This window comes from Rhizobium sophorae (assembly GCF_013087515.1).
In the GTDB taxonomy this organism is placed as follows: Bacteria; Pseudomonadota; Alphaproteobacteria; order Rhizobiales; family Rhizobiaceae; genus Rhizobium; species Rhizobium sophorae.
Window position 1 is genome coordinate 227,815 of sequence record NZ_JABFCN010000009.1, and the last position, 21,586, is coordinate 249,400.

Genomic DNA, 21,586 nt, shown 5'->3' on the forward strand with positions numbered 1-21,586 from the left:
ACGTTCAGGGCGTGGGCCCGCAGTCCTTTGTTGTTGAATTGAAAGGAGAAGAACGGCCTGAGCGGCACGATGCGCAACTGGCCTTAAACCGATTGGAGACGCGCTCCATTCGCGCAAAGGAAACGGACATGTGCTGATGCTATACAGGGCATCGAACGGACCGCCCTTACCGGTTTCAGCATTATAGTTTCCCTTTCTGATGACTCGGAGCGGATGATCGACGTGAGAGGTTCGTATCGTTCGAGACTTCGATGGCTATCCCCAATGATTCAGCGTTTCTCCTCGAATGAAGGATTGAAACGGCCCGGACAGTTGCCAAGCATTGCGCCCCGCAAGCTACGCGCCCACCGCACGATGACGAATGCCAAAAGGCGCAAATTTCCTGCCTGATCCTCCAGATCAGCAGGGAGCTTTTTGGTTCAGTCGAAACCTGCCGCGGTTGGGTGAAGAGTTGGATATCGAAGGCAGGAAACCGGCCTTAAGCCAACTTCCGTTCTGGAGCGCCCTTCCTTCAAACCCGCGGTCAAACGGAACTGGCGATGGACGTTCGTTTGGCGTCTTGCACGGCCGAGGCCGGCGGCGTAGCTCGGCGGGGAGGATACGAGCGGCATTGCGCGGTGACGATGCGAGGATGCGACCTTCCATATCACCGGGGCAGAGCATCACGTTTACTCCCCGGGTGTCGGGAGAGGATGCGGCGCAGGTGCCGTCTCCTCAGCCTCACCCTTTCTCTTCGTTCGGAACAGCTTGAGCACAATAACGAAGAAGACTGGTACGAAGATGATGGCAAAGAGCGTACCGCTCAGCACCCCGCCGAGTACCCCCGTACCGATCGCATTCTGCCCGCCTGACCCTGCGCCACTGGCAATAACGAGCGGCACCACGCCAAGACCGAACGCGAGCGAAGTCATGATGATCGGCCTCAGGCGCTGGCGAGCGGCCTCGAGCGCCGCCTCGGCCAAGCTTTGCCCGCGATCGAAGCCGTCCTTGGCAAATTCGACGATCAAGATGGCATTCTTTGCGGCTAGGCCGACGGTGGTAAGCAGGCCCACCTGGAAATAAACATCGTTCGACAGCCCGCGGCCGAGCATCGCCGCCACCGCACCCAAGATGCCAAGCGGCACGATGAGCATCACCGCCGCTGGGATCGACCAGCTTTCGTAGAGCGCCGCGAGGCAAAGGAAGACGATCAGCAGCGATAGCGCATAAAGCGTAGGAGCCTGAGCGCCCGACAGCCGCTCCTCGTAGGAGATGCCGCTCCAGTCGAAGCCGAATCCGGCAGGGAGCTGCGCGGCTAGCCGCTCCATCTCGGCCATCGCCTGGCCGCTGGTATATCCGGGTGCCGCCGCGCCGGCGATCTCCACCGAGGCGACCCCGTTGAACCGTTCGAGCCTCGGCGAACCGTAACTCCATTCGGCATGGCCGAAAGCGGAAAAGGACACCAGCTGTCCGCTGGCATTGCGAATGAACCAGCGATCGAGGTCACCCGGCAGCATTCGGGCGGAGGCGTCGCCCTGCATGTAGACTCGCTTCACGCGGCCCCGATCCATGAAGTCGTTCACGTATGTTGCCCCCCAGGCGGTGGAGAGCGTGCTGATGATGTCGGAAACCGAAAGGCCGAGGGCGCTGGCGCGTTCCCAGTCGATCACCAAGCGGAACTGGGCTTCGTCGTTTTGCCCGTTCGGTCGCACGCCCGTAAGCACGGGGCTTTGCGCCGCCAGGCCCAGAAGCTGACCGCGAGCCCCCATGAGGGCCTCGTGTCCGAGACCGCCGCGATCGAGAAGCTGAAAGTTGAAGCCAGTGGCGTTGCCCAGCTCGCTGATCGCCGGTGGTGCGAAGGCGAAGACCATCGCATCGGGGTAGTTGGCAAAGCGGGCCATGATACGCCGCGTCAGCGCCTGCACGCTATTTTGAGAGCCGGGGCGATCCGACCAGTTGCGCAGGCTGAGGAAGGCCATGCCCGCGCTCTGACCTCGGCCGGTGAAGCTGAACCCGTTGATGGCGAACGTCGAAGCGACGACGCCGCTCTCCTCCTCACGAAGATAGCGGGAAATTTCATCGAGCGTGCGTTGCGTGCGCGCGGTGGTCGCCCCTGGGGGCGACACGACCTGAACGTACGCAGTGCCCTGGTCCTCGTCGGGCAGGAAGGCGCTCGGCAAGCGCGCGAACATTACCGCGAGTATGACTAACAGGGCCGTGAACAACATCATCATTCGCAGCGGCCGCCTGAGCGCGTGCCGGACGCCGCTTGCGTAGCCACGAGTGGCCCGGTCAAAACCACGGTTGAACCAGCCGAAGAAGCCCCGCTGGCCCTGGCCTGGTTTGTGCGGCTTCAGAATTGTGGCGCAAAGCGCTGGGGTGAAGATGATCGCGACGAGCACCGAAAGACCCATGGCGGTCGCGACGGTGATGGAGAACTGGCGATAGATGACGCCGGTGGAGCCGCCGAAAAAGGCCATGGGCAGGAACACCGCGGATAGCACGAGGCCTATGCCGACGAGCGCTCCGGTGATCTGGTCCATGGACTTGCGGGTCGCATCGATCGGCGAGAGATGCTCCTCGGTCATCACACGCTCGACATTCTCGACCACCACGATGGCGTCATCGACCAGGAGGCCGATCGCCAGCACCATCCCGAACATCGTTAGCGTGTTGATGCTGAACCCTGCCACCTGCAGCACCGCAAAGGTGCCGAGCAGCACCACCGGCACCGCGATGGTTGGAATCAACGTCGCCCGGAAGTTCTGCAGGAACAGGAACATCACCAGGAAGACGAGCACGACCGCCTCGATCAGCGTATAGATCACACTCTCGATCGACAGGCGCACGAACGGCGTCGTGTCCAGAGGGTAGACGGCTTCGAGACCGGCAGGAAAGGAGGGCTGCAGGCGGGCGATCGTCGCGCGTACTGCGGCTGCGGCGTCGAGGGCATTCGCACCGCTCGCCAGTCTGATGCCGATCCCAGCCGCTGGCTGTCCATTGTAATAGCTAAGGCTTGAATAGTTCTCGCTGCCGATCTCGACCCGTGCCACGTCGTGCAGCCTCACCTGGGAGCCGTCGGCCTGTACACGCAGCAGGATGGCGCCGAACTCCTCAGGCGTTTGCAGATAGGACGGACCGACGACAGTCGCGTTCATCTGTTGGTCCGGAACTGCGGGTTCCGCGCCGAGCTCGCCGCTGGCGACCTGCACGTTCTGGGCCCGGATCGCAGCCGACACATCGGACGGCGTCATGCTGAAGTTCACCAGCTTCGCCGGGTCGAGCCAGATGCGCATGGCGTACTGGGAGCCGAACACCTGAAAGTCGCCGACGCCCGCGGTACGGCTCAACGGATCCTGCAGCGAGGAGACGATGAAATCCGAGATGTCGGTCCGGTCCATGCTTCCATCGGTCGACACCAGACCGACGACCAACAGGAAGTTGCCAGCTGATTTCGCGACGCGAACTCCCTGCTGCTGTACGATCTGCGGCAGGCGGGGCATAGCCAGCGACAGCTTGTTCTGCACCTGAACCTGCGCCGTGTCCGGATTGGTGCCTTGCGCAAAGGTCAGTGTGATGGTGGCGCTGCCATCCTTGCTGCTATTGGCGGTGAAGTAGAGCAGGTTGTCGATCCCATTGAGCTGCTGCTCGATGACCTGGACAACCGTATCCTGCACCGTCTCAGCGGAGGCGCCGGGATAGCTCACATTGATCGAGATCGCCGGTGGGGCGATTGCCGGATATTGGGAGACCGGCAGCGTGCGCAACGATAAAACACCGAACAGCACGATCGCAATTGCGATCACCCAGGCGAAGACCGGGCGATCAATGAAAAAACGGGCCATGGGAGTCTACCTATCAGCCGCCGACGCGCGGGCGCGCGGCCTGGTTTGCGTTATCGTTTCGCTCGTTGAGTGCCTGCATTGTCGTCTCGGTCGCTTTGACAGTGCCTCCCGGACGCACCCGCTGGACGCCTTCCACGATGACGCGTTCACCCTGCTGGATACCGTCGGTGACGAGCCAGTTAGTGCCTATGGCGCGCTCGGTCGTGAGGATACGTGCTTCCACCACGCCCTGCGCGTTCACGACAAAGGCCGAAGCCTCTCCGCGCGGCGTGCGCATGACGGCCTGCTGGGGCACCAATAGAGCCCGGTCGGTAACCCCTTCCTCGACCCGGGCGCGGACGAACATGCCGGGCATCAGAGTCCCCTCGGGGTTGGGGAAGATGGCGCGCAACGTGATCGAGCCGGTGCCCCGGTCGACGATTACCTCAGAGAACTGCAGTTCGCCGGGACGAGGATATTCGGAGCCGTCCTCGAGAAGCAGCCGGGCCGGCGCTTGGTCGGCTGTGTCGCGCCTTAACGCGCCGCTCGCGATCGCCCGCTGCTGTTGCAGCAGGCGCGCGCTCGGCTGCGTCAGATCGACATAGATCGGATCCAGCCGAATAATGGTGAGCAGTGCCGCGGTTTGGTTGGCGGTGACGAGCGCCCCGGCGGTCACCGAGGAGCGGCCGGTACGACCGTCGATGGGCGAGAGGACGCGTGTGTAGGCCACGTTGATCCGTGCGGCCTCGACCGAGGCTTCGGCTGAGCGTACATCCGCATTCGCCTGGCGCAACGTTGCTTCCGCCGTGTCCAGGTCCCGCTCGCTCATGACCCTGGTGCGGGTGAGGTTCCTGGCGCGGTTGGCATTGCTTTCGGCGAGGGCAACTGCCGCCTCGGCACGAGCCAGGGCAGCTTCGGCACTGTTAAGGCTCGCTTGATAGGGTGCAGGATCAATCTGATAGAGCTGCTGGCCCGCCTTGATCTCCTCACCTTCGGTGAACATCCGCTCCTGGATCAAGCCGCCGATCTGCGGCCGGACTTCGGCAGTCTGAAAAGCGGATGTGCGTCCTGGCATCTCGGCAAAGATCGGCACCTCGTCGCGGCGAATGGCGACGACCGTGACTACGGGCGGCGGTGGGACGACCATTGTCTGAGATTGCGCGTTCTGCGGATCGTCGCAAGCCGCAAGCGTCAGCAATCCTGCAAGGGTGAAACAAGCGCGTATGCGCACAATCACCCCGGTCAGGCCGTCCTGTTTCCACTGCAATTCAAGCATGAAGGCTCCGTGGTCCACTGCGACCAGCAAACGAGTTCGACGAGTATCGTGCCCCCCGGATTTATTGTGCGTCCCTATCGAAGGCGCGCCGAAGCTTACGCCATAATCTCATCAAGGAGGTTGCACGCCCTCATTACAGGCGGCTCGGGAGGATTGCCGGACCGAGCAGAGGCTACCCGCCCTGCTTTTTTGGCATGAGGCGGGCGATCGAGGCAGAGGTTCGTACCCCCCCCACAACTTTAAAGGGTCCCGAGTGCTCCAGAGGTAAACCGGCGAGGAGCGCGATCTCCTTTCCGATCCGCTCATTCCGGGGTGAGGCTAACCGCTTGTGGCTCGATGACGAATGCCAAAAAGCACAAATTCCTTGCCTAATCCTCCAATTTAGTAAAAAGATGGTGGTTCAGTCAATTCAAGGAATCATCCGTGAAGTGTAAGAGTCGACCCGGGTCCCTGGCGTTTAGTTGTTGAACTCCCTCCCCCCTTGCTAGAGGGTAGCGAAGAGCTGTACGCCATTAATTTTTGAGGGAAAGATTCAAGTCACCACTTCGTCGGAGCTTGGCAAGCCCTGGCTCGTCGCCGGCCAGGCGTTCATGGAGTCCGTCCCATGCGGCTGATACCATGAAAGTCGCTCCAGCAGCAGAAACTGCAAAAGAGCGACCCTTGAACACATGAATACAAATTACGCGGTTTGCACTTTCCGGCTGGCGTATTTGCTATGCAGGCGCTGCTGGTTCATGACGTCCTGCTTTGGCGCGGCCCCAAACGTGCGGGAATATTCGCGGCTGAATTGCGAAGCGCTTTCGTAACCAACCTGGTAGGCTGCCTCCGCCACGTTTGCAGCCTCCGCCACCATCAGTCGTCTTGCCTCGAGAAGGCGCAGTTGTTTCTGGAACTGAAGCGGCGACATCGAGGTCAGCGCCTTAAAGTGCTGGTGGAAGGACGACGGGCTCATCCGGGCAATCTCTGCCAATTGTTCGACCCGCAGCGTCTGCGCGAAATTCACATGCAGCGTGGATATCGCCTTGACCACGCGCTCGATATTCGATTCCGGGAGCGCCAGCTTGCAGAGTTCGGCGCCATGCGGCCCGCTCAGCAACCAGTAGCAGATCTCACGCATCACTGATGGATAAAGGATCGGGATTGCCTTCGGTGTCTTCGCCATTCGGATCAGACGCAGGAGGCAGTCTGCCAACGGTTCGTCGACCTTGCCCACGAAAACGCAGGGTCCGGGATCTGATGCCGGAACCGGCGGGGTCTCCAGCTGCTCCAGAACCTCGCGCATTGTGGCGACGTCGAAATCGACGGTGACACCGACATAAGGCGCCTCAGGACTTGCCTCAGCGATCCGGCCCTTCGCCGGAAGCTCGACGCTCACCACCAGGCATTCCATCGCACCGTAGTCCAGCCTGTCTTCTCCGAAGTGGATTTCCTTTGCGCCCTGCAGCACGACACAGAGTGACGGCCGGTAGAGCGCCCGCATCGGCATCATCGCTTGGGAAGACCGGACGATGTTGAAGCCTTCTATCGGCGTCGGAAACAGGCCCTGCCCGCCCCCTTGTTCTTCGATATAGGCGGTGACCGCCGCAAGAAGCGATGACGACACTCGAGCCTCCGGCTGGTTGTGAGGCCCGGGCAAAACACGGCCTTCTCGCGATAGCGTATGGCCATCTGTAGGAATAGGCAAGTTTCTTGATGGTTCAGGCATTCTGATCATCGGACACTCCATCTAGCTTGAAAGTGCCAGCCAAGCGAGGAGTGCACTCAACATGACAGAAACAGCAGCGCGGTCAATAGATGTTCAATGAGAGCAAACTCTAGCGGAAGCAGTGTCTATCACTGTGAACGGAACGAATGCCGCTGAAATACACAGTGGCTCCGGCCCTGGGATGCTGCTCCCGGAGCAACCAAGCACATCGCTCTTTAGCTTTTGGGGCAGTCACGACTAACCGGCCTCGGCCGTATCCGCGAGCTTACGCAATTCTCGAAAAGGAGACATTCCCGATGTCCGATACTGACAACTCCCGGCGAACCTTCATGGCGCTTGCAGCTGCCGCACCGGCCGCGCTTGCTCTCAGTGGAACGGCTTCGGCCCAAACTTCCGCGGCCAACCCTGGAACCGTTCCCGGCGCCGGCCGGGCTGCCGTCATCACCGGCTCGTCGCGTGGCATCGGCGCTGCCACTGCCCGCCGTCTGGCGCGAGACGCCTATGCCGTTACGGTGAACTACCTCACCAATCGCGATCTGGCCGATCAAGTCGTAGCCGACATCAGGACGGCTGGGGGGCGTGCAATGGCGCGCCAGGCGGACGTCGCGGATTCGGCTGCTGTCAAGGCCCTTTTCGACGCCAATGAAGAGGCTTATGGCGGCGTGGACGTGGTGGTCAACAATGCCGGGATCATGAATGTCGGTCCCTTTGCCCAGATGACCGACGATGCTTTCAATCGAATGATAGCAACCAATATGACGGGAAGTTTCAATGTTCTGCGCGAGGCGGCGCGACGCATCCGTGACGGTGGCAGGATCGTCAGTTTGAGCTCGAGCATCATTCTCCAGAAGCCGGCATATACGGGAGCCTACGCGGCCACCAAGGCGGCGCAGGAAATTTACTCGAGCGTCCTCGCAAAGGAGCTGGCGGGCCGCAATATTTCTGTCAACGCCGTGTCACCAGGAGCGGTCGACACCCAGCTGCTGCGCCAGCATGGCGAGGAAGCACTGCGAGGCATCCCTGAAGCGACGCCTCTCCGACGTCTGGGCCAGCCGGAGGACATTGCAAACGTCATCGCGCTACTCTGCTCTCAGGACGGCGCATGGATCGACGGTCAAAACGTCTTCGCGAATGGCGGCCTGGGTTGAGAACGGGGGGCATGACCTTCGGGAGCATGAGCGAACGTGGCAGTTCCCCAGCAGGGGGATGCGCAGGCAGCGCACCCCGTCAAGTACGACCAATCTGCTTCTAACCCGGCTCCAGCCAAAACGAACTGAAATCGGATCACGGAAGCCGCCCCACTCCCGCGGGTCCGAGAGGTCGCCACTCTTCCCCCCGAAGCAATGACGACCTCAGGCCACCGAAGGCGAACGCTAACAAGCGGCCTTCGGTGGCCGCAGCCGGAAGAGCATTTCACGGAACCGAAGGACCCAAAATGGCGAAGAATTGGATCACCGATCATACCGCGTCCGAACACCATTGGGAGAGACGTCTCGCGGCTCGGCTCCGGAACGCGGCCCAGACGCTGAGGGGATTCTGCGAGCCGAAGGCACTGTCAGTTATCATCCGCCAGGGTGCGCCAGCTGTTACCGGAGAGGTTTGACGCCTTGGACCCGCTTGGAAGCCTCATCGACTGGATAGCGACATATGGAGTGTTCGGCCTGTTCGCGATCGGACTGGCGGAGCGATTCATTCCTGCTTTGCCGTCCTACGGCGTCCTGATCGCAATCGGCATTGCTGCTGTCGAGGGCGCCTGGTCCATCCCGGTCGCCATCATCGTTACGACGATCGGAAGCTTTTGCGGCGCGCTTGCCCTCTACTTGCTCGTTCGCGCGTTGGGACAGAACAGGTCCATCCGGCTGCTATATCGGATTGGCAGGTTCCTGGGCCTGTCATCAGCACGCATCGATAAAACTCTCGCATCATTCCGGGCGCGGGAGCGCACCCTGATCTTTATCTCCCAACTCATTCCGACCGTGCGCCTGATCGCGCCCGTGGTCGCCGGACTCATTCACGCGGACTTCCGGCGATTTGCGAGCGGCACCGTGGTAGGCATCACCTTCTGGAATGGCCTGTTCATCGCGGCCGGCTACATTGCCGTGCTGCTAGCGCCTGGAATGACCGCATCTACCTTGGCGATCAAGATGCTCGTCTTCCTCCTCGTAACAGAGGCGCTGCTCGCGCTGACATGGCGAGTGGCCGCTCGGTACCGGTGGCGAACAGCCCCAAGGGAGAGCCGCTCATGACAAGCAAAACGGCCGACGCCGTCCACTTCTTTCGTGCCTGGCTGTCCGAGCCCCTCCGTGTCGCCGCAGTCATCCCCTCCGGGCGCGCGCTGTCGGCTCTGATGGTATCGGAGGTCTCGCCGGAGATGGGCCCGGTTATCGAGCTCGGCCCTGGGACGGGTGCGTTCACACGCGCTCTGATCGCTAAGGGCATAACCGAAGAGAACCTGGCGCTCATCGAATACGGATCAGATTTCGCCGCAAAGCTGAATTTGTACTTTCCACGTGCAAAGATCTTCAGGATGGATGCGGCCAAGCTGCACGATGTCGTTCTGTTCAACGGCGTGCGGGCCGGGGCGGTCATCAGCGGCCTTCCGCTACTCTCGATGCCCCCTCGAAAAGTCCTCTCAATTCTGGATGGTGCGTTTGCGCACCTACGCGCCGATGGGGCGTTCTATCAGTTCACCTATGGCCCGCGGTGCCCGATCTCAAGGTCTCTGCTCGATCGTTTGGGCCTGAAGGCGAATTTCATTGGCCATACCTTTGCGAACATTCCTCCGGCAGCCGTCTACCGCATTCGTCACCGCAAGCCGCGACGCACGCCAGCCCAACGCTTACTCCAGTTGCCGTTGTCGCCCGACGGCCAGCAGCCCTGGCCATGGGACCGACGGTCTAATGACCGGTGACAGACATGAGATCACAACTAGTTGCCCGCTGGGGGGCCGGCGCGCCATGGCGAAGGGTGATTTGCAGACGCCCCCCGCCGCTCAGCAAGCTGTTCGTCGATTCATGGCCGCGCGACAGGGCTGCCTGATCAGATCGCCCGCGGGCAATCCGTGTCATGACGCCGACCGTTTCATCGCTGATCGAGACGTTCTTGTGTCACAGGATGGCAGATCCAACCTTTTGGACGCGCTCTACGGCTTTGATCTCGGTTGGCGAGGGTTCGATGCCGAGGGACACGTACAGCGTGGCGTTGGCATATTCGGCAATCCGTACGATCAGGCCGTCCTTGACGTCAAAGCGGGTGATATAGACGTTGCTGTACCGCTCGCCGGACTGGGTAACAGTCGCCTCGCCGCGGCCTTCGAGGAATGCGCGCTTCCCATCCGCCGACTCCGTCCATTCCGGATCGGGCCAGCGAAGCCCGGTGAATTTCCTGAACAGACCGTAGGTATAATCGACGACCTCCTCTTTGCCGGAAAAAATTCCCTGCGGATCGCCGGTCGCTTCCGACGAGATGGGGAACATCTGCACCACGTCATCGGCGAGGCTATTAGCAATGCCCTCGCGATCGCCGATCTCGATGAACCTGACATAATCCTTTGCAACTTCAAGCGCGCTCTCGCGGGCCACCGGACGGGACCAACCGACATCCTGGTCTTTACTGTCTGTCATGACTTTTCCTCTCGATCAACGATATCCCTCGAATATACGGGCTAAAGCTCGCATTGGTTACTCGCATTATGACGGTGCTCAAATCAGATCGGCTAATGTCCCGGAAACAGCCAACTCAGGCGCGGTCGCAGGCCACAGTGGAGGCCGTATTAGAAGCGACCATTCAGCTTCTTCTGCACGGTGGATCAAGCGCGCTGACGACGAACCGCATTGCCAAGAAGGCAGGCGTCTCGATCGGAACGCTCTACCAGTATTTCCCGGGCAAGGAGGCGCTGCTCTACGCGCTGGTCGGCCGGCATCTCGACAAGGCGAGTGACGCCGTCGAGCGGGCGTGCCAGGCGCATCGGGCGATGCCGCTGGCGGCGTGCAGCGACGCCTTCGTCAACTCTTACATCGATGCCAAGACAGGTAATCCGGAAGCGTCGCGCGCCTTGTACCATGCCTCGACCGAACTCGATATGAAGGACCTCGGTAGCGGCATGATCGCGCGGTTACATCGTGCTGTCCGCGCTATGCTGTTCGCCGCTCAAGGCGGCAAGTTCGCGGATCTCGACGACGTGGTGCTGACCTGGGTCGCGGCGGTGACAGGCGGGACGCGCCAGATCTTCGAGGAGGACGACACCATCGCCCGCCTACCCGTCTTTCGGACGCAACTGCTCCAGATGTCGCGTGCGTATCTGGAGGCATCCACGGTCACGGCGGTGCTTGAGAACTGCGTTGCCATAATCGAGGCTGAGGATTTGTCTGATTGATATAGCCATTCGCGGCGGTCAGAACCGGACGCTCTAACCATCTGGGTTCCTTGCGCGCCAATCGTATCCCGCCTGTGCTCTGCCCTCAGCGAGCGAAGCTGCATATGCGCAAGGCTACCTCCCCTTCCCGCCCGCCGCTGTCGGGGCACGGTCGAGCGCCGTGAGAAGCGAGCATGACCGCGCCAACAACATCTCCGCTTGGATCAAAAAGGGGGGCGTGCTTAGGCATCACCGCGAGAACAAGCTGACCATCAGCTCCACATTCTCCTCGACCGTCGGCAACCCTTTCTCCGCGCGAAGCTGACCCTGGGCTTCCAGAAGCACGAGGCCATGCATGGCGGCCAGCAACAAGCTTGCAAGGCTTCTGGTAGGCGCGTTGGGCAGCACGTTCGCGCCTTTGCATTCGTCGACTAACGCCATGATTTCAGCGAGACAGGCCATGCTCCGCCCCTGCAACTCGGGATGTTCCCGCGCGAGCGTCGGCGCGCCGAAGACCAGCCGGTACCGAGAGGGTCGCTCGCGGCTGAACGCGATCAGAACGCCGATGGAGGTCAACAGCTTGACCTTGGGCGATTGGCCGGACCCACGTATTCCCGCGAAGTTTGTTGTCAGCGTCCCAAGGTCCGCCGCAGCGACGGCGGCCAGCAGGGCGTCGCGGCTTCGGAAATGCTTGTAGGGGGCATTGTGCGAAACGCCGACCGCATGGCCGACGGCCCGCAGGGTGACAGCCTGTTCGCCGCCTTCATCGAGCAAGCTGGCCGCGGCCTGAATGAGTGTGTCATGAGTGCTCATTTCAGGCGGTCGGGTTCTTCGTCCGGGCTGACGCCCGCCAGCTTCTTCGAATCGCGCCATAGCGCCTGAGCCAGTTCCTCGTCGTACGACATCGCGGCTGAACGTCTCTCTCTGAGGACACCGTCCTTCCATTGGTAATAGCGCCCCGTCCCAAAATTTTCCCCGATGGCGAGATCGGCAAGCGCGTGCCCAGACTGGACCAGATCGCCGAGGGTCAAACCCATCCGCCTCATCAGCCAACGGACCGGCGGCGATCCGATCATCGCCCGAGCCGGTCCTGGCAGATCCCTGAGCAACCCGGTTTCAGCGATGGCGCCCGGGTCGTAGGCGATGGACGAGATATCGAGACCCGCAGCTTTCAGCCGCCGGTCGAGCTCATAGGCATGCAGCACGGTGCAGAGCTTTGAGGTCGTATAGCGCGTGCCTCCGGGGAGCGGTTTGCTTCCGTCCAGGCCAGTCTTTGCCAAAGCGAATGCGTCCGGCTTTGCCGCGCGGCCGATGAACTTGCCGTCGGCCGTATCGGGATCGTGCGTCCCGCTGGCGGTGAACACCACGCGGCCGTCCTCTTCGAGGCAATCGAGTAGCAGCTGGACCAGCAGGAAATGGCCGAGATAATTGGTGGCGAAAGTCAGTTCATAGCCGTCTTCGGTATAGGTGGGGTCGCCGCGGAACGTCGCCCCGGCATTGCACAGGATTGCCTGTAGTCGACTGATCGAGCCGCTCGCGATCATTTGGCGGCACTGCGCGGCCCCGTTTCGAACCGACACGAGAGACGAGACGTCCATTTCGACGATGGCGATCTTCACGCGCGCGCCCGCGCGGATCGATGATGCAGCCTGTTCGAGGTGCGTGGGATTTCTGCCAACCAGCACGAGGTCGATTCCCTGTGCGGCCATTTGCCTGATGCACTCCAAGCCGATACCGCTGTGCCCGCCGGTGATCAAAATTGTAAACATAATTGGATCCGATAGGTTGACGTCGTCAATCAACTATAGATGGTGGTTGACGACGTCAACCTAATCGGGCGCTGATCGGCTTCTTCCACGCGTGGCTCAAGAACCCTCTGCGCATGGCCTCAGTCGCGCCACGGCAGGCGATCGCCAGCCTCATCGCTTCCGAAATCTCGCACGTCACTGGACCGATGATCGAGCTGGGCACTGGGAAACGGTACGTTCACGCGCCCCTGATCGCCCGAGGGGGCAGGCCGGCAAACCGCGTGCCGATCCTGCGTGACACCCCCGAATGCCCGCATCGTCAACATCTCCAGTTGATCTGACAACCGGAACAGCTCCGACGCTGGCGTTGTTGATGACAACGTCAGAGGTTCGGCCGCCGGCAACCAGCGCATCTAAACAGGCGGGCACGCCTTCCAGAGTGGCGAGATCGAGTTCAATCACGTCGATGCTCCCGCCACCGCTTGCACTGAAGTCGTTGTAGAGCGGGTACTTTGGGGCGACTACCCGCTCCTTTCGAACGCGCGGAAATGGCATAGCCGAGTTCCGCGTTGCTGTTTAAGCATCATCAGAACGGCGCGCCGTCACACCTGTCCTTCATGAAAGATCGCATTTTACGAACAGTTCGTGAGAGGATCTGCCTTCGAATTCGAAGATCATTGGCCGATACGAGCACGAGCTGTCGCTTGTGCCGCCCGGATCAGCCCCTGATACTGGGCATCCTTGTCAGGATACCAGGGCATCCGTCCGATATCGGCGAAGCCCGGGATCGTCTCCATGTGCTGCACCATGCGCCGGCGCATCGCCTCGTCTGGTAGAGGCCCGTACATGGCCTGGACATTGTCCTCGGCATGCTCCGGATTCGAAGTACCACATAGCACTGTCGTGACGGCTGGATGGGCCATAACCCACTTCAGGAAAAACTGCGCCCAGGTCGCGGCTTCGAATTCCCGAGCGAAGTCCGGCAGCGGGCAACCTTCCACCACCTTCATCAGGCGCGCCTTTTCGAGCGGAAGGTTTATGAGGACGCCGACCCCGCGGTCGGCGGCGGCCGGTAGCAGGCGGCGCTCGGCGCTGCGGTTGAAGATCGAATAGTTGGTCTGAACGAAATCAACACCGCCACGCTCCACGAGTTCGACGAGATGATCCTGCAGTCCGGATTCATGGTGAGTCACGCCGACGTAGCGAATGCGACCTTCCTTCTTCCAGGCCTGCATGAGGGGCAGGACCACAGGTGCGTTGACGATGCTGTGGCATTGCATGAGGTCGATCGTGTCGCGCCAGATGCGCAGCCTCGACTGCTCGAAACTTGCCACAGCATGACTCTCGTCGCCGAGATATTCGCCGGTCGACCAGATTTTGTTGGCGACAAAAATTTCGGATGCCTCCGGGGTGCCCGCAAGGAACGCGCCAACAGAAACTTCCGCCGATCCGTAGAGGGGCGACGTGTCGATGACCCGACCACCGCCCGCGACGTAGCGCCGAAAGACCTCGCCAAGGCGCCTGCGGTCGTCACCCGGGCGGGCGTCAAAGGTCAGGAAGGTGCCAAGACCGAGTGTGGTGAGCGTCTGCTGCGTTCTCGGAATCGTTCGTGTTCGTGCGGATTTGGCGGCAGCCGTCTCCGGCACGCTCGATTGGCCTTGGGCGTTGGCCGCACCGGAAATGAACGGTGTTGCAGCCAGTATGGTGGCTCCCGTGCCTAGCGTACCGATGAAGCCGCGCCGGCTGAAGCCGGAATTCTGCCGTTCGCTCATGCAATAGTCTCCTTTATTGAAAGCTTGCCTTAGGCACGGACCTCTGCGCATAGCGGGCTGGGTGACCGAACCACCTAGAACAGACCTTCGACGCGGATCGACGGCTCTCGAAGACGCCGCCCAGTGGCATGAGATCGCGTTTGCGCGCACGACGGCTAGCTCACTGCCGCTAAGCGACGTGCGATAACCGCTCCGACCCGCGAGGAGCCGATGGCGCGGCGAGTTTGGATGGCTGACATACCCGTGGTTCAGACCACAAAGTCGAATCGTGCGAACTGACCGTCGCCTGCGGGGCTAATGGTCATGAGCAGCGTTTCGTCGAAGATCCGGTCGCGCGCATTGCCCGGCTCGCCTGGGAAAAACAGCTGCGTTGTCAGGACAACTCCGCCCGGACGCTGAACCCGGAAATGAAAGTGGCGCGTGCGTCCCGGATAAAGCGCTGGCACCACGGTGTTGAACCACCACCGGCCTTGTTCATCGGCGAACTGGTGCCCACGCAGGCGGAAGCCCGAACGATCGTACTCGCCGTTTTCGTCCGCCTGCCAGATTTCAACGAGGCTACGCGACGTGGGGCGACAGCGATCATCGAGGACGTAGCCGGCCACGGTGATGCGTTCGCCGCGGGGCGCCTCCAGATATAAAACCTGCTTCAGGGGTGAGTTCGGCTTGAAGAACGGGCCGGCCTCGCGGGCGGGTGTCGGCTCGTCTCCGTCGGCGCAGGCGCGTGTCAGCGGCAGCGACGGCGCCTCCTGTCCGAAAGCGACCGCTTCGGATAGCGGCACGAGCGGCATGGCGAGAAAACCCGAAAGAAGTGCGCGCCTTGATGTCGTCATTGCGGGGCCTCCGTTGCTCACCGGATTAGAACTGCCAATTGACCGGGACCCAGGCATAGGCCGTGTCTGTCTTGAGTATGCGACCGAGACCCGGGAATGGATAGTGAAAGCCGAGAACGAGAAGCCGGTCTGCCGCCGCCATGTCGAAGATGCGGCGGCGGGATGCGAGTGCGGTGTCCTTGTCGCGATCCGGCCCAGGCGTCCATGGCCGATCGACATTGACGATCGGGTGGTAGGCGAGATCGGCGGTCAGCAGGAGCTGATCGCCCCCCGATTGAACAAAGAAGTTTGCCATGCCGGGGGTATGGCCGAATGCCGGAAGCGTGGTCAGCCCGGGTACGATCTCCGCGCCGGCTTCATATAACTCGATCCCGTTGGTGACCGGTTCGACGCTCCGCTTGATGGCCGCTGCGAAATTGCGACGGAAATCCTCTGGCACCGGCATATAGGAAAGGTCGGGATCGTTACGGACGAAGAAGTTCCAGTCTGCCCGTGGCGCAAAGATTGTCGCGCGTGGGAAAGCCTTGCCGCCGTCCGCGGTTCGAAGGTTGCCCACATGATCCGGATGCGTGTGGGAGACCACTACGACGTCGATGTCCTCGGGCCGCAAACCGATGGCGGCCAGATTGTCGAAGATGCGACCGCCTTGCGGTCCCATGGTCTGCCCGGCTCCGGCTTCGAGGAGGATCCGCCTGCCGTTAGTCTCAATAAGAAGCGTGTTGAGATTGAGCGTCAGGCGGTCGGTCGGCAGGAAGGTGCGCCTCAGAACCTCCTGTAGTTCTGCCTCCGGCGCATCGCTGGCGTAGACCCGTGGAGGGCCGCCGATCAAGCCGTCGCTCAACACGGTCGCTGAGATGTCGCCGACGCGAAAGCGGTAATGGCCGGCATTTCCACTTTGGGCTGGGGACGACACAGCGGGAGCAGCCTGCGCAATGGCCATGCCGGTCGGCAAGATCAGCCCCGTCACGGCCGACGCGGCTGTCAGCATGATCTTCCTGCGATTCAGTGTGATTTCACCCATAGTTTTGATCCCGTTGATATATCGGCTCGCAGGTGCTGCGCTTGATTTGAGCGTCGGCAGCAAGGGCCGCGATTATCCGTGGTGCCGCCTCGCTTATGTTCTCCAAGGATGACACAGCCGGGGCGCGCGGATAAGCTAACGAAAATGGATCAGCCTATTAAGCAGGACTTTGCAATGCGACCGCTACGCCTAGACAGCTTAGAGATCTTTGACGACGTCGTGCGCTGCGGCGGCTTTAGAGCCGCCGCGCTCGGCAGGGGCGTTTCGTCGTCCGCCATCAGCCAATCGATCAGCGTGCTCGAGGAAGCGCTGGGCATCCGGCTGCTGAATCGAACGACGCGCAGCGTCGCGCCGACGGAAGCGGGCGAGCAGCTTCTCGAGCGGCTAAGGCCCGCTCTCCACGACATCAGAACAGCGATTGACGACCTCAATCAGCTTCGCGAACGCCCATTCGGCACCGTTCGGATCAATGCACCGGGCCCGGCGGCCGACCACGTTCTGTGCCCTCTGGCCTTCGAATTCATGAAGATTTATCCCGACATCAACGTCGAGATCGTCAGCGACGCCGCGATCATCGATATCGTGGAACACGGTTTCGACGCCGGCGTGCGCTTCGGGAACCAACTCGCTCAAGACATGATCGCCATGCCGCTAGGTCCCGCCCTGCGATATGCGATCGTGGCCTCGCCCGATTATCTCCGCAGACGCGGTCGGCCCGAGTCACCGCGCGATCTCTTGCAGCACGCCTGTATTCGCCGCCGTTTTCCCGGCGGTACCATGGCGACATGGAAATTCGAAAAGGACGGCGACGAGTTGGAAATCACCCCGAAAGGTCGTTTGACATTGAGTTCGGCGCATCAAGAGCTCCAAGCCGCCCTTGCGGGGTCTGGAGTCGCTCACCTGTTCGAGGATTATGTTCGCGATGACGTCGCACAGGGTAGAGTTGTCGAATTGCTCAGCGATTGGCAGCAAAAGCTGCCGAGTTGGTATCTGTATTATCCGAGCCGGCGGCACACGAGCGCGGCCATGCGGGTTCTCCTGGAATACATCCGCAATCAGTGATGATGTCCAATCATCAAGTAAGGCTCAGCGCGCTGCATAATTTCAGAATCATTGCAGCGCTCAAGACAATTTCCTTGGGAAATTTTTATAATACCTACTCACACGTGGACGGCCCGAAGGTCACGGTCGAGCGTGGGGAGCGTTCCGCACGAACGACGCCGAACATGTCCGCGGCGCGGTCCTCGCGGTCCCCGGCATCGCCCACCACGCGAGTTGGCCGTTCACGAATGTGCTGGCCCCCCGCTTGGGGGCTACCATATTCGCACCTCGATCGGTTGCCGCTGGTATTGTAGTTCGGATAAGGATAGTTCAGAAATGGAATATGCTCACAGCGTTGGGGTTTCAGATCGTCACGCAAGCTCGCGCCAGTCTGGCCCGGTGCTACGGTGAGCGGCTCGCGCGGCTAAGCGGTCGCGAGCAAGTCGAGTTTGCCATACTGTTAGAGAAGCTCAGCAGCTAAATGTTGATGACAGCAGTGGCGCTGGCTTCCATGCTAGCTTGCTCGGTGCTGCGAGCAGCCGGTTAGCTCGTCGGCGCACAGTGCAAAGGCGCGAAAACGCTACCTAACGCGCCCACTAAGAGCCTCCCGGGCCTGCTGCCGCCCGCCATGCATGGCCTCGTGCTTCTAAATTAGCACCTCCAACGAGAGGCAGCGCAGTTAACCCCGCCTATGTGGCCTCTACGGTATCCGTTTCTACGACACCTGCCTCTGACGTCTTTCGCCGCGCTGGATTGCGCAGCATGTATGTCCATGCGGAAGCGTGAGGCACCGGGCCCCGGGCGCGTGAAACACAGACCCGAAGCGAACCTCGACAGACTACCGCGATGATCAACGCAAGACGCGGCGACACGGCCTTGGTCGTGCTGCCGAGGGAGGCGGTAGTGGCAGACAGCAAATTTCTTACGCCTGACGAAGTGGCTGAACGCTACCGGGGCGGTATTTCGGTTGGGACGCTTCGAAACTGGCGCGCGATGCGTCTTGGCCCGTCCTTCGTCAAAATTGGCAAGGCCGTGCTCTACCCGCTCGACGAGCTTGATGCATGGGATGAAAAGAATAAGGTGCAGTGCCGTGCATCCAAGGGACTCGCTGAGCACAGGGGTGATCAGACGTGATGGTCACGCTCGGGCGCAATCAACCGATCCCAGTGTCCGGCACCACCCCTCGTGATTCCGCCGTTTACTCAATGCAGATCAACATCTTAGCACGCAGACAGGAATGGTCCACAACTATCCCGCTCAATACCCCACGGGCATTGTGGATCACGCATAGTACCGCACAATCACGGAAACGAATTATTTTCAATAACTTAGAGAAGACAGCCACTGATCTGAGTGGGATGATAAATTACCAGTTTTCCTCAAAAATAACGCCGCCAAAAAATTTCCATAATTGCTAATATAAATCAGCAGCTTATGGAATTTTCCCAATGAGGTCGCCATTCCCGCAAACCTCGGGGAGTTGGCACTGTCTAGCCGGCCCGGACCGCGAATTCTTTGGCGCGGAACTCAGTATGGCGATTGATCAGATAGCCTTCGGCAACAACCGCATCCGTCCCGGTGAGCTCTGGTTCGGTTTTGCCTTTGTGCCGCTTGTAAGGCCAAACTCGAACTAGAAGCACGTTAAGCCCGACGACATGTTATCGTCGGGCTTAACCGTCACGATCTGCCGGATATCCAGTCCCAGACCCGCCGCCAGAAGCCTGGTGCCACCTTGATAGAAGCAGGCTGAACAGAAGGCTCGACCTTTGGCGTCTGCCCGTAGAAATGCGCTTTCGCGGCGCGATCACGCCGCCGCTCGGCTTCGACCTGCTCGTCACTCCAAGGACCGGCTTCAATCACCTTACCGCAGTCGATCACATAATGTGATCGGCACTTCAAGGTCCAATTGCCAATCGACGGACGAAGCGAGATGGTCTCGCCGTCAAACGTCATTTTCCAGTCCGTCGGCGTGAAGGGCGTGACGACCTCCTCCCCGCAACCGCAGCAGCAACTGTGGGCCGATGTTGCATATTCCGTCGACACATAGAGAACGCCTGGCTCCAGGCGCTCGGGGATGTGTTCGACGAAACGATGATAGAGTCGCTTGTGCCGCATTACGCTAAGTCCCCGTTGATCAGCATGTTGCCATCCGTGGTGTAAGTGCAGTGATGCTCGCGCTCGAGATCGCGATAGAACCCGCGGATCTTCTTCCACTTCACGACCGCGAGGATGGCATTCAGGGCGTTGAGATCCGCGACCTGAATATTGGACGCGTAGATGTCCTTGGCACCGCCGCCGCCGAATGAGATACGCTGCCGGGCGTGATCTCGCTTCTCCGGCGTGCTGGCAGTCACCCGCAGGATGCCGCCGAGCGAACCATCGTCGAGCTCAAGGCCCATGCCAACATCGACGAACGCGGCACCGATCGCCTCGAGCTTCTCCACGATCAACCGCTTCGCGTCACCCGCATCGAGGGACAGGAATGCGAAAGTGACGCCGTCAAGGAGGTGGATGTTGTCGGCGCCCAGCGCGACGTCGTGCGCCACGATGTTCCGGTGCATCCGGCTGTAGATGCCCTTGAAGTATTCGACCTTCTTGGGCGCCTCTCGCAGTTCCTCCAGGCTCGGAGCACCCGGCGCGCGAAATGCGTTATGGGTCAGGAACTCGTCACTGTCGAAGAGGCGGATTTCGCGGACCGGCGTCTTGGCGACGAAGTCCAGAATGTAGCCGCCCGTGCCCCCGCCCCCAATGATGGCGACCCGCTCGTTGATGAGCCGCTCGGTCAGGACACCTATCCCGATGCGATCGGAAGCGGTCTCAACGTAGTTGAAGACGCTATCTTCCTCTTGTTCCGGCTCGCGGAAAGTGCGAGCCGTCGTGCCGGGTTTCAGCACTGCGGCCGGACCCGCGATGATGTTCGCGTAGCTAGTCATCTTGTGATGGTAGTCGGTGTACCCCCCATCCGGCTTGCTAGAGAATCTGTGCGTCGCTTTCAGGCCGTGGCCGAGATCGAAGGCGCCAGCGGCATGCGAAATGCCCTGGATGCGCGAGCCATCGGCGTGGCAGGGGAAGTCGCCGTCCCAATGGACGACATGGGTGTCGGGCGTACGCGTGTGATCTCCGGCGAGCGTGAGGCTGGAGATAAGGGCGCCGATGCGCACCTCCCGGCGCGCGTCGACATAGGGCACCTCGCGCATGACGAGATACCCGCCCCGCTGCTGGACAAAGTAACCTTCGTCCAGCAGCCGCTTGAGGTCCGGATTACGACTGAACAGTGCGCGTGACATTAAACACCGTGCCTTTCTTCTTGACATCAACAGAGCCGCCAGCACCGAGCTCACCAGCGTGCGGCGTCGATGCCGCGTGCCGGTAAGTCATCGAGAAGACGACGTTGGGTTCGTGCTGGCCCGGGAAGGCGAGTTGGACAATCTGCTCGAACGTGACCGTGCGGGCGTTCACCGTGCGCGGCCGCGAATTGACGATGATCTCGAACGTCAGCGGCGCGGTGATGAACCGCTCGATGCCTGGCTGGGCCAGATCGATCAGCTCGCCATGCTCGATCAGGCGATCTTCACCGCCGGGAACCTCGAGGAAGACGGCCTCCCCCTCGCCGGGCTTGGCGAGGCCATAAAGCACCGTGCCGCTGATGACGGGCTTGCCCCAGCGCAGCTCGTCGTCGTTGAGGGTCAGTTTGAAGTCGCGGTCGGTCTGGAAGGCGATGAAGCGCTCGGCGCCGCGCTCACGCAGGTCGAACGGCTCGTTGAGCCTCACATCCTCGAAATCGCCCGAGGGCAGGATCGCGACGAGGCTGTAACCGTCCCGCGGGTCGAGTGCCGCTACCTCCAGCAACTGGCGGCCGAGCGGCACGGGATCGCTCACCACGCGAGGCTGGAAGTTGAGATCGCCCTGCGCGAGGAGAAAGCGATACCCCCGCGCCGGACGCAACGCCCGGCCTTCGCGCAGGGCGTCGCCGAGATCGTCGTAATCAAGAAGTTCTTCGGTGTTCATAAGATTGGGTCCTTAGGTTCGGCCG

18 protein-coding genes are annotated in these 21,586 nt (G+C 61.1%); 6 read left to right on the plus strand and 12 right to left on the minus strand.

What is annotated here, in order from left to right; genetic code table 11:
• Window positions 1-668 precede the first annotated feature (668 nt).
• From G9X64_RS05855 to G9X64_RS05865, 3 genes are all read right to left on the minus strand, one after another.
• Window positions 669-3,824, minus strand: coding sequence for an efflux RND transporter permease subunit (locus tag G9X64_RS05855; protein WP_171376166.1), 3,156 nt, complete (start codon window positions 3,822-3,824; stop codon window positions 669-671).
• 13 nt (window positions 3,825-3,837) lie between these two features.
• Window positions 3,838-5,079, minus strand: a complete 1,242-nt coding sequence (locus tag G9X64_RS05860) for an efflux RND transporter periplasmic adaptor subunit (protein ID WP_171376167.1) — start codon at window positions 5,077-5,079, stop codon at window positions 3,838-3,840.
• A 679-nt stretch (window positions 5,080-5,758) separates the two neighbouring features.
• Entirely contained in the window at window positions 5,759-6,682 is a 924-nt protein-coding gene (locus G9X64_RS05865) for an AraC family transcriptional regulator (protein ID WP_171376168.1), read from the minus strand.
• A 398-nt stretch (window positions 6,683-7,080) separates the two neighbouring features.
• Between G9X64_RS05865 and G9X64_RS05870 the strand changes: the two genes are divergently transcribed.
• The 3 genes from G9X64_RS05870 (at window position 7,081) to G9X64_RS05880 (ending at window position 9,695) form a co-directional block, all read left to right on the plus strand.
• The gene (locus tag G9X64_RS05870; RefSeq protein ID WP_171376169.1) at window positions 7,081-7,932 is read left to right on the plus strand and encodes an SDR family oxidoreductase; all 852 of its coding nucleotides are present in this window, start codon (window positions 7,081-7,083) and stop codon (window positions 7,930-7,932) included.
• Window positions 7,933-8,391: 459 nt separating this feature from the next.
• A complete protein-coding gene (locus tag G9X64_RS05875) occupies window positions 8,392-9,030 on the plus strand; it encodes a DedA family protein (RefSeq protein ID WP_171376170.1) in 639 nt (212 codons plus the stop codon).
• Window positions 9,027-9,695: a class I SAM-dependent methyltransferase gene (locus G9X64_RS05880; RefSeq protein WP_171376171.1), complete on the plus strand. Its 669-nt coding sequence runs from the start codon at window positions 9,027-9,029 to the stop codon at window positions 9,693-9,695. The genes G9X64_RS05875 and G9X64_RS05880 overlap by 4 nt, the downstream gene beginning before the upstream one ends.
• A gap of 196 nt (window positions 9,696-9,891) precedes the next feature.
• On the opposite strand, the gene G9X64_RS05885 is transcribed toward G9X64_RS05880, so the two are convergent.
• Window positions 9,892-10,407, minus strand: coding sequence for a nuclear transport factor 2 family protein (locus tag G9X64_RS05885; protein WP_171376172.1), 516 nt, complete (start codon window positions 10,405-10,407; stop codon window positions 9,892-9,894).
• 68 nt (window positions 10,408-10,475) lie between these two features.
• Here G9X64_RS05885 and G9X64_RS05890 point away from each other — a divergent pair, with 68 nt between their 5' ends.
• Complete coding sequence (locus G9X64_RS05890) at window positions 10,476-11,159, plus strand: TetR/AcrR family transcriptional regulator (protein WP_171376173.1); 684 nt, start codon at window positions 10,476-10,478, stop codon at window positions 11,157-11,159.
• Window positions 11,160-11,387: 228 nt separating this feature from the next.
• Here the strand turns inward: G9X64_RS05890 and G9X64_RS05895 are convergent, their stop codons facing one another.
• The 5 genes from G9X64_RS05895 to G9X64_RS05915 all read right to left on the minus strand — a co-directional run bounded on the left by G9X64_RS05895 (window position 11,388) and on the right by G9X64_RS05915 (window position 16,479).
• A complete protein-coding gene (locus tag G9X64_RS05895) occupies window positions 11,388-11,951 on the minus strand; it encodes a TetR/AcrR family transcriptional regulator (RefSeq protein WP_171376174.1) in 564 nt (187 codons plus the stop codon).
• A complete protein-coding gene (locus G9X64_RS05900; RefSeq protein ID WP_171376175.1) occupies window positions 11,948-12,940 on the minus strand; it encodes an SDR family NAD(P)-dependent oxidoreductase in 993 nt (330 codons plus the stop codon). The genes G9X64_RS05895 and G9X64_RS05900 overlap by 4 nt, the downstream gene beginning before the upstream one ends.
• A gap of 620 nt (window positions 12,941-13,560) precedes the next feature.
• A complete protein-coding gene (locus tag G9X64_RS05905; protein ID WP_171376176.1) occupies window positions 13,561-14,658 on the minus strand; it encodes an aldo/keto reductase in 1,098 nt (365 codons plus the stop codon).
• 248 nt (window positions 14,659-14,906) lie between these two features.
• A complete protein-coding gene (locus tag G9X64_RS05910; protein WP_171376177.1) occupies window positions 14,907-15,491 on the minus strand; it encodes a dioxygenase family protein in 585 nt (194 codons plus the stop codon).
• Window positions 15,492-15,516: 25 nt separating this feature from the next.
• Complete coding sequence (locus tag G9X64_RS05915) at window positions 15,517-16,479, minus strand: MBL fold metallo-hydrolase (RefSeq protein WP_171376211.1); 963 nt, start codon at window positions 16,477-16,479, stop codon at window positions 15,517-15,519.
• A 141-nt stretch (window positions 16,480-16,620) separates the two neighbouring features.
• Here G9X64_RS05915 and G9X64_RS05920 point away from each other — a divergent pair, with 141 nt between their 5' ends.
• Together G9X64_RS05920 and G9X64_RS05925 are read left to right on the plus strand one after the other, a co-directional pair.
• Entirely contained in the window at window positions 16,621-17,574 is a 954-nt protein-coding gene (locus G9X64_RS05920; RefSeq protein ID WP_171376178.1) for a LysR family transcriptional regulator, read from the plus strand.
• 882 nt (window positions 17,575-18,456) lie between these two features.
• On the plus strand, window positions 18,457-18,687 hold the full coding sequence (locus tag G9X64_RS05925; protein ID WP_171376179.1) for a helix-turn-helix transcriptional regulator: 231 nt from the start codon (window positions 18,457-18,459) through the stop codon (window positions 18,685-18,687).
• Window positions 18,688-19,230: 543 nt separating this feature from the next.
• On the opposite strand, the gene G9X64_RS05930 is transcribed toward G9X64_RS05925, so the two are convergent.
• From G9X64_RS05930 to G9X64_RS05940, 3 genes are read right to left on the minus strand one after another with little or no spacing between them, the layout of a single operon-like run.
• A complete protein-coding gene (locus tag G9X64_RS05930) occupies window positions 19,231-19,668 on the minus strand; it encodes a ubiquitination-like system serine protease family protein (RefSeq protein ID WP_171376180.1) in 438 nt (145 codons plus the stop codon).
• On the minus strand, window positions 19,668-20,840 hold the full coding sequence (locus tag G9X64_RS05935) for a ThiF family adenylyltransferase (RefSeq protein WP_171376181.1): 1,173 nt from the start codon (window positions 20,838-20,840) through the stop codon (window positions 19,668-19,670). Before G9X64_RS05935 ends, G9X64_RS05930 begins: the two co-directional genes overlap by 1 nt.
• Entirely contained in the window at window positions 20,815-21,561 is a 747-nt protein-coding gene (locus G9X64_RS05940; protein ID WP_171376182.1) for a multiubiquitin domain-containing protein, read from the minus strand. Before G9X64_RS05940 ends, G9X64_RS05935 begins: the two co-directional genes overlap by 26 nt.
• Between the last annotated feature and the right edge of the window lie 25 nt (window positions 21,562-21,586).

Excerpts from the sequence above, each read along its gene's own strand:
- G9X64_RS05855 (WP_171376166.1), bottom strand. The coding sequence starts at position 3,824 with ATGGCCCGTTTTTTCATTGATCGCCCGGTCTTCGCCTGGGTGATCGCA.
- G9X64_RS05860 (WP_171376167.1), bottom strand. The coding sequence starts at position 5,079 with ATGCTTGAATTGCAGTGGAAACAGGACGGCCTGACCGGGGTGATTGTG.
- G9X64_RS05870 (WP_171376169.1), top strand. The coding sequence starts at position 7,081 with ATGTCCGATACTGACAACTCCCGGCGAACCTTCATGGCGCTTGCAGCT.
- G9X64_RS05880 (WP_171376171.1), top strand. The coding sequence starts at position 9,027 with ATGACAAGCAAAACGGCCGACGCCGTCCACTTCTTTCGTGCCTGGCTG.
- G9X64_RS05885 (WP_171376172.1), bottom strand. The coding sequence starts at position 10,407 with ATGACAGACAGTAAAGACCAGGATGTCGGTTGGTCCCGTCCGGTGGCC.
- G9X64_RS05890 (WP_171376173.1), top strand. The coding sequence starts at position 10,476 with ATGACGGTGCTCAAATCAGATCGGCTAATGTCCCGGAAACAGCCAACT.
- G9X64_RS05895 (WP_171376174.1), bottom strand. The coding sequence starts at position 11,951 with ATGAGCACTCATGACACACTCATTCAGGCCGCGGCCAGCTTGCTCGAT.
- G9X64_RS05905 (WP_171376176.1), bottom strand. The coding sequence starts at position 14,658 with ATGAGCGAACGGCAGAATTCCGGCTTCAGCCGGCGCGGCTTCATCGGT.
- G9X64_RS05910 (WP_171376177.1), bottom strand. The coding sequence starts at position 15,491 with ATGACGACATCAAGGCGCGCACTTCTTTCGGGTTTTCTCGCCATGCCG.
- G9X64_RS05915 (WP_171376211.1), bottom strand. The coding sequence starts at position 16,479 with ATGCTGACAGCCGCGTCGGCCGTGACGGGGCTGATCTTGCCGACCGGC.
- G9X64_RS05920 (WP_171376178.1), top strand. The coding sequence starts at position 16,621 with ATGACACAGCCGGGGCGCGCGGATAAGCTAACGAAAATGGATCAGCCT.
- G9X64_RS05930 (WP_171376180.1), bottom strand. The coding sequence starts at position 19,668 with ATGCGGCACAAGCGACTCTATCATCGTTTCGTCGAACACATCCCCGAG.
- G9X64_RS05935 (WP_171376181.1), bottom strand. The coding sequence starts at position 20,840 with ATGTCACGCGCACTGTTCAGTCGTAATCCGGACCTCAAGCGGCTGCTG.
- G9X64_RS05940 (WP_171376182.1), bottom strand. The coding sequence starts at position 21,561 with ATGAACACCGAAGAACTTCTTGATTACGACGATCTCGGCGACGCCCTG.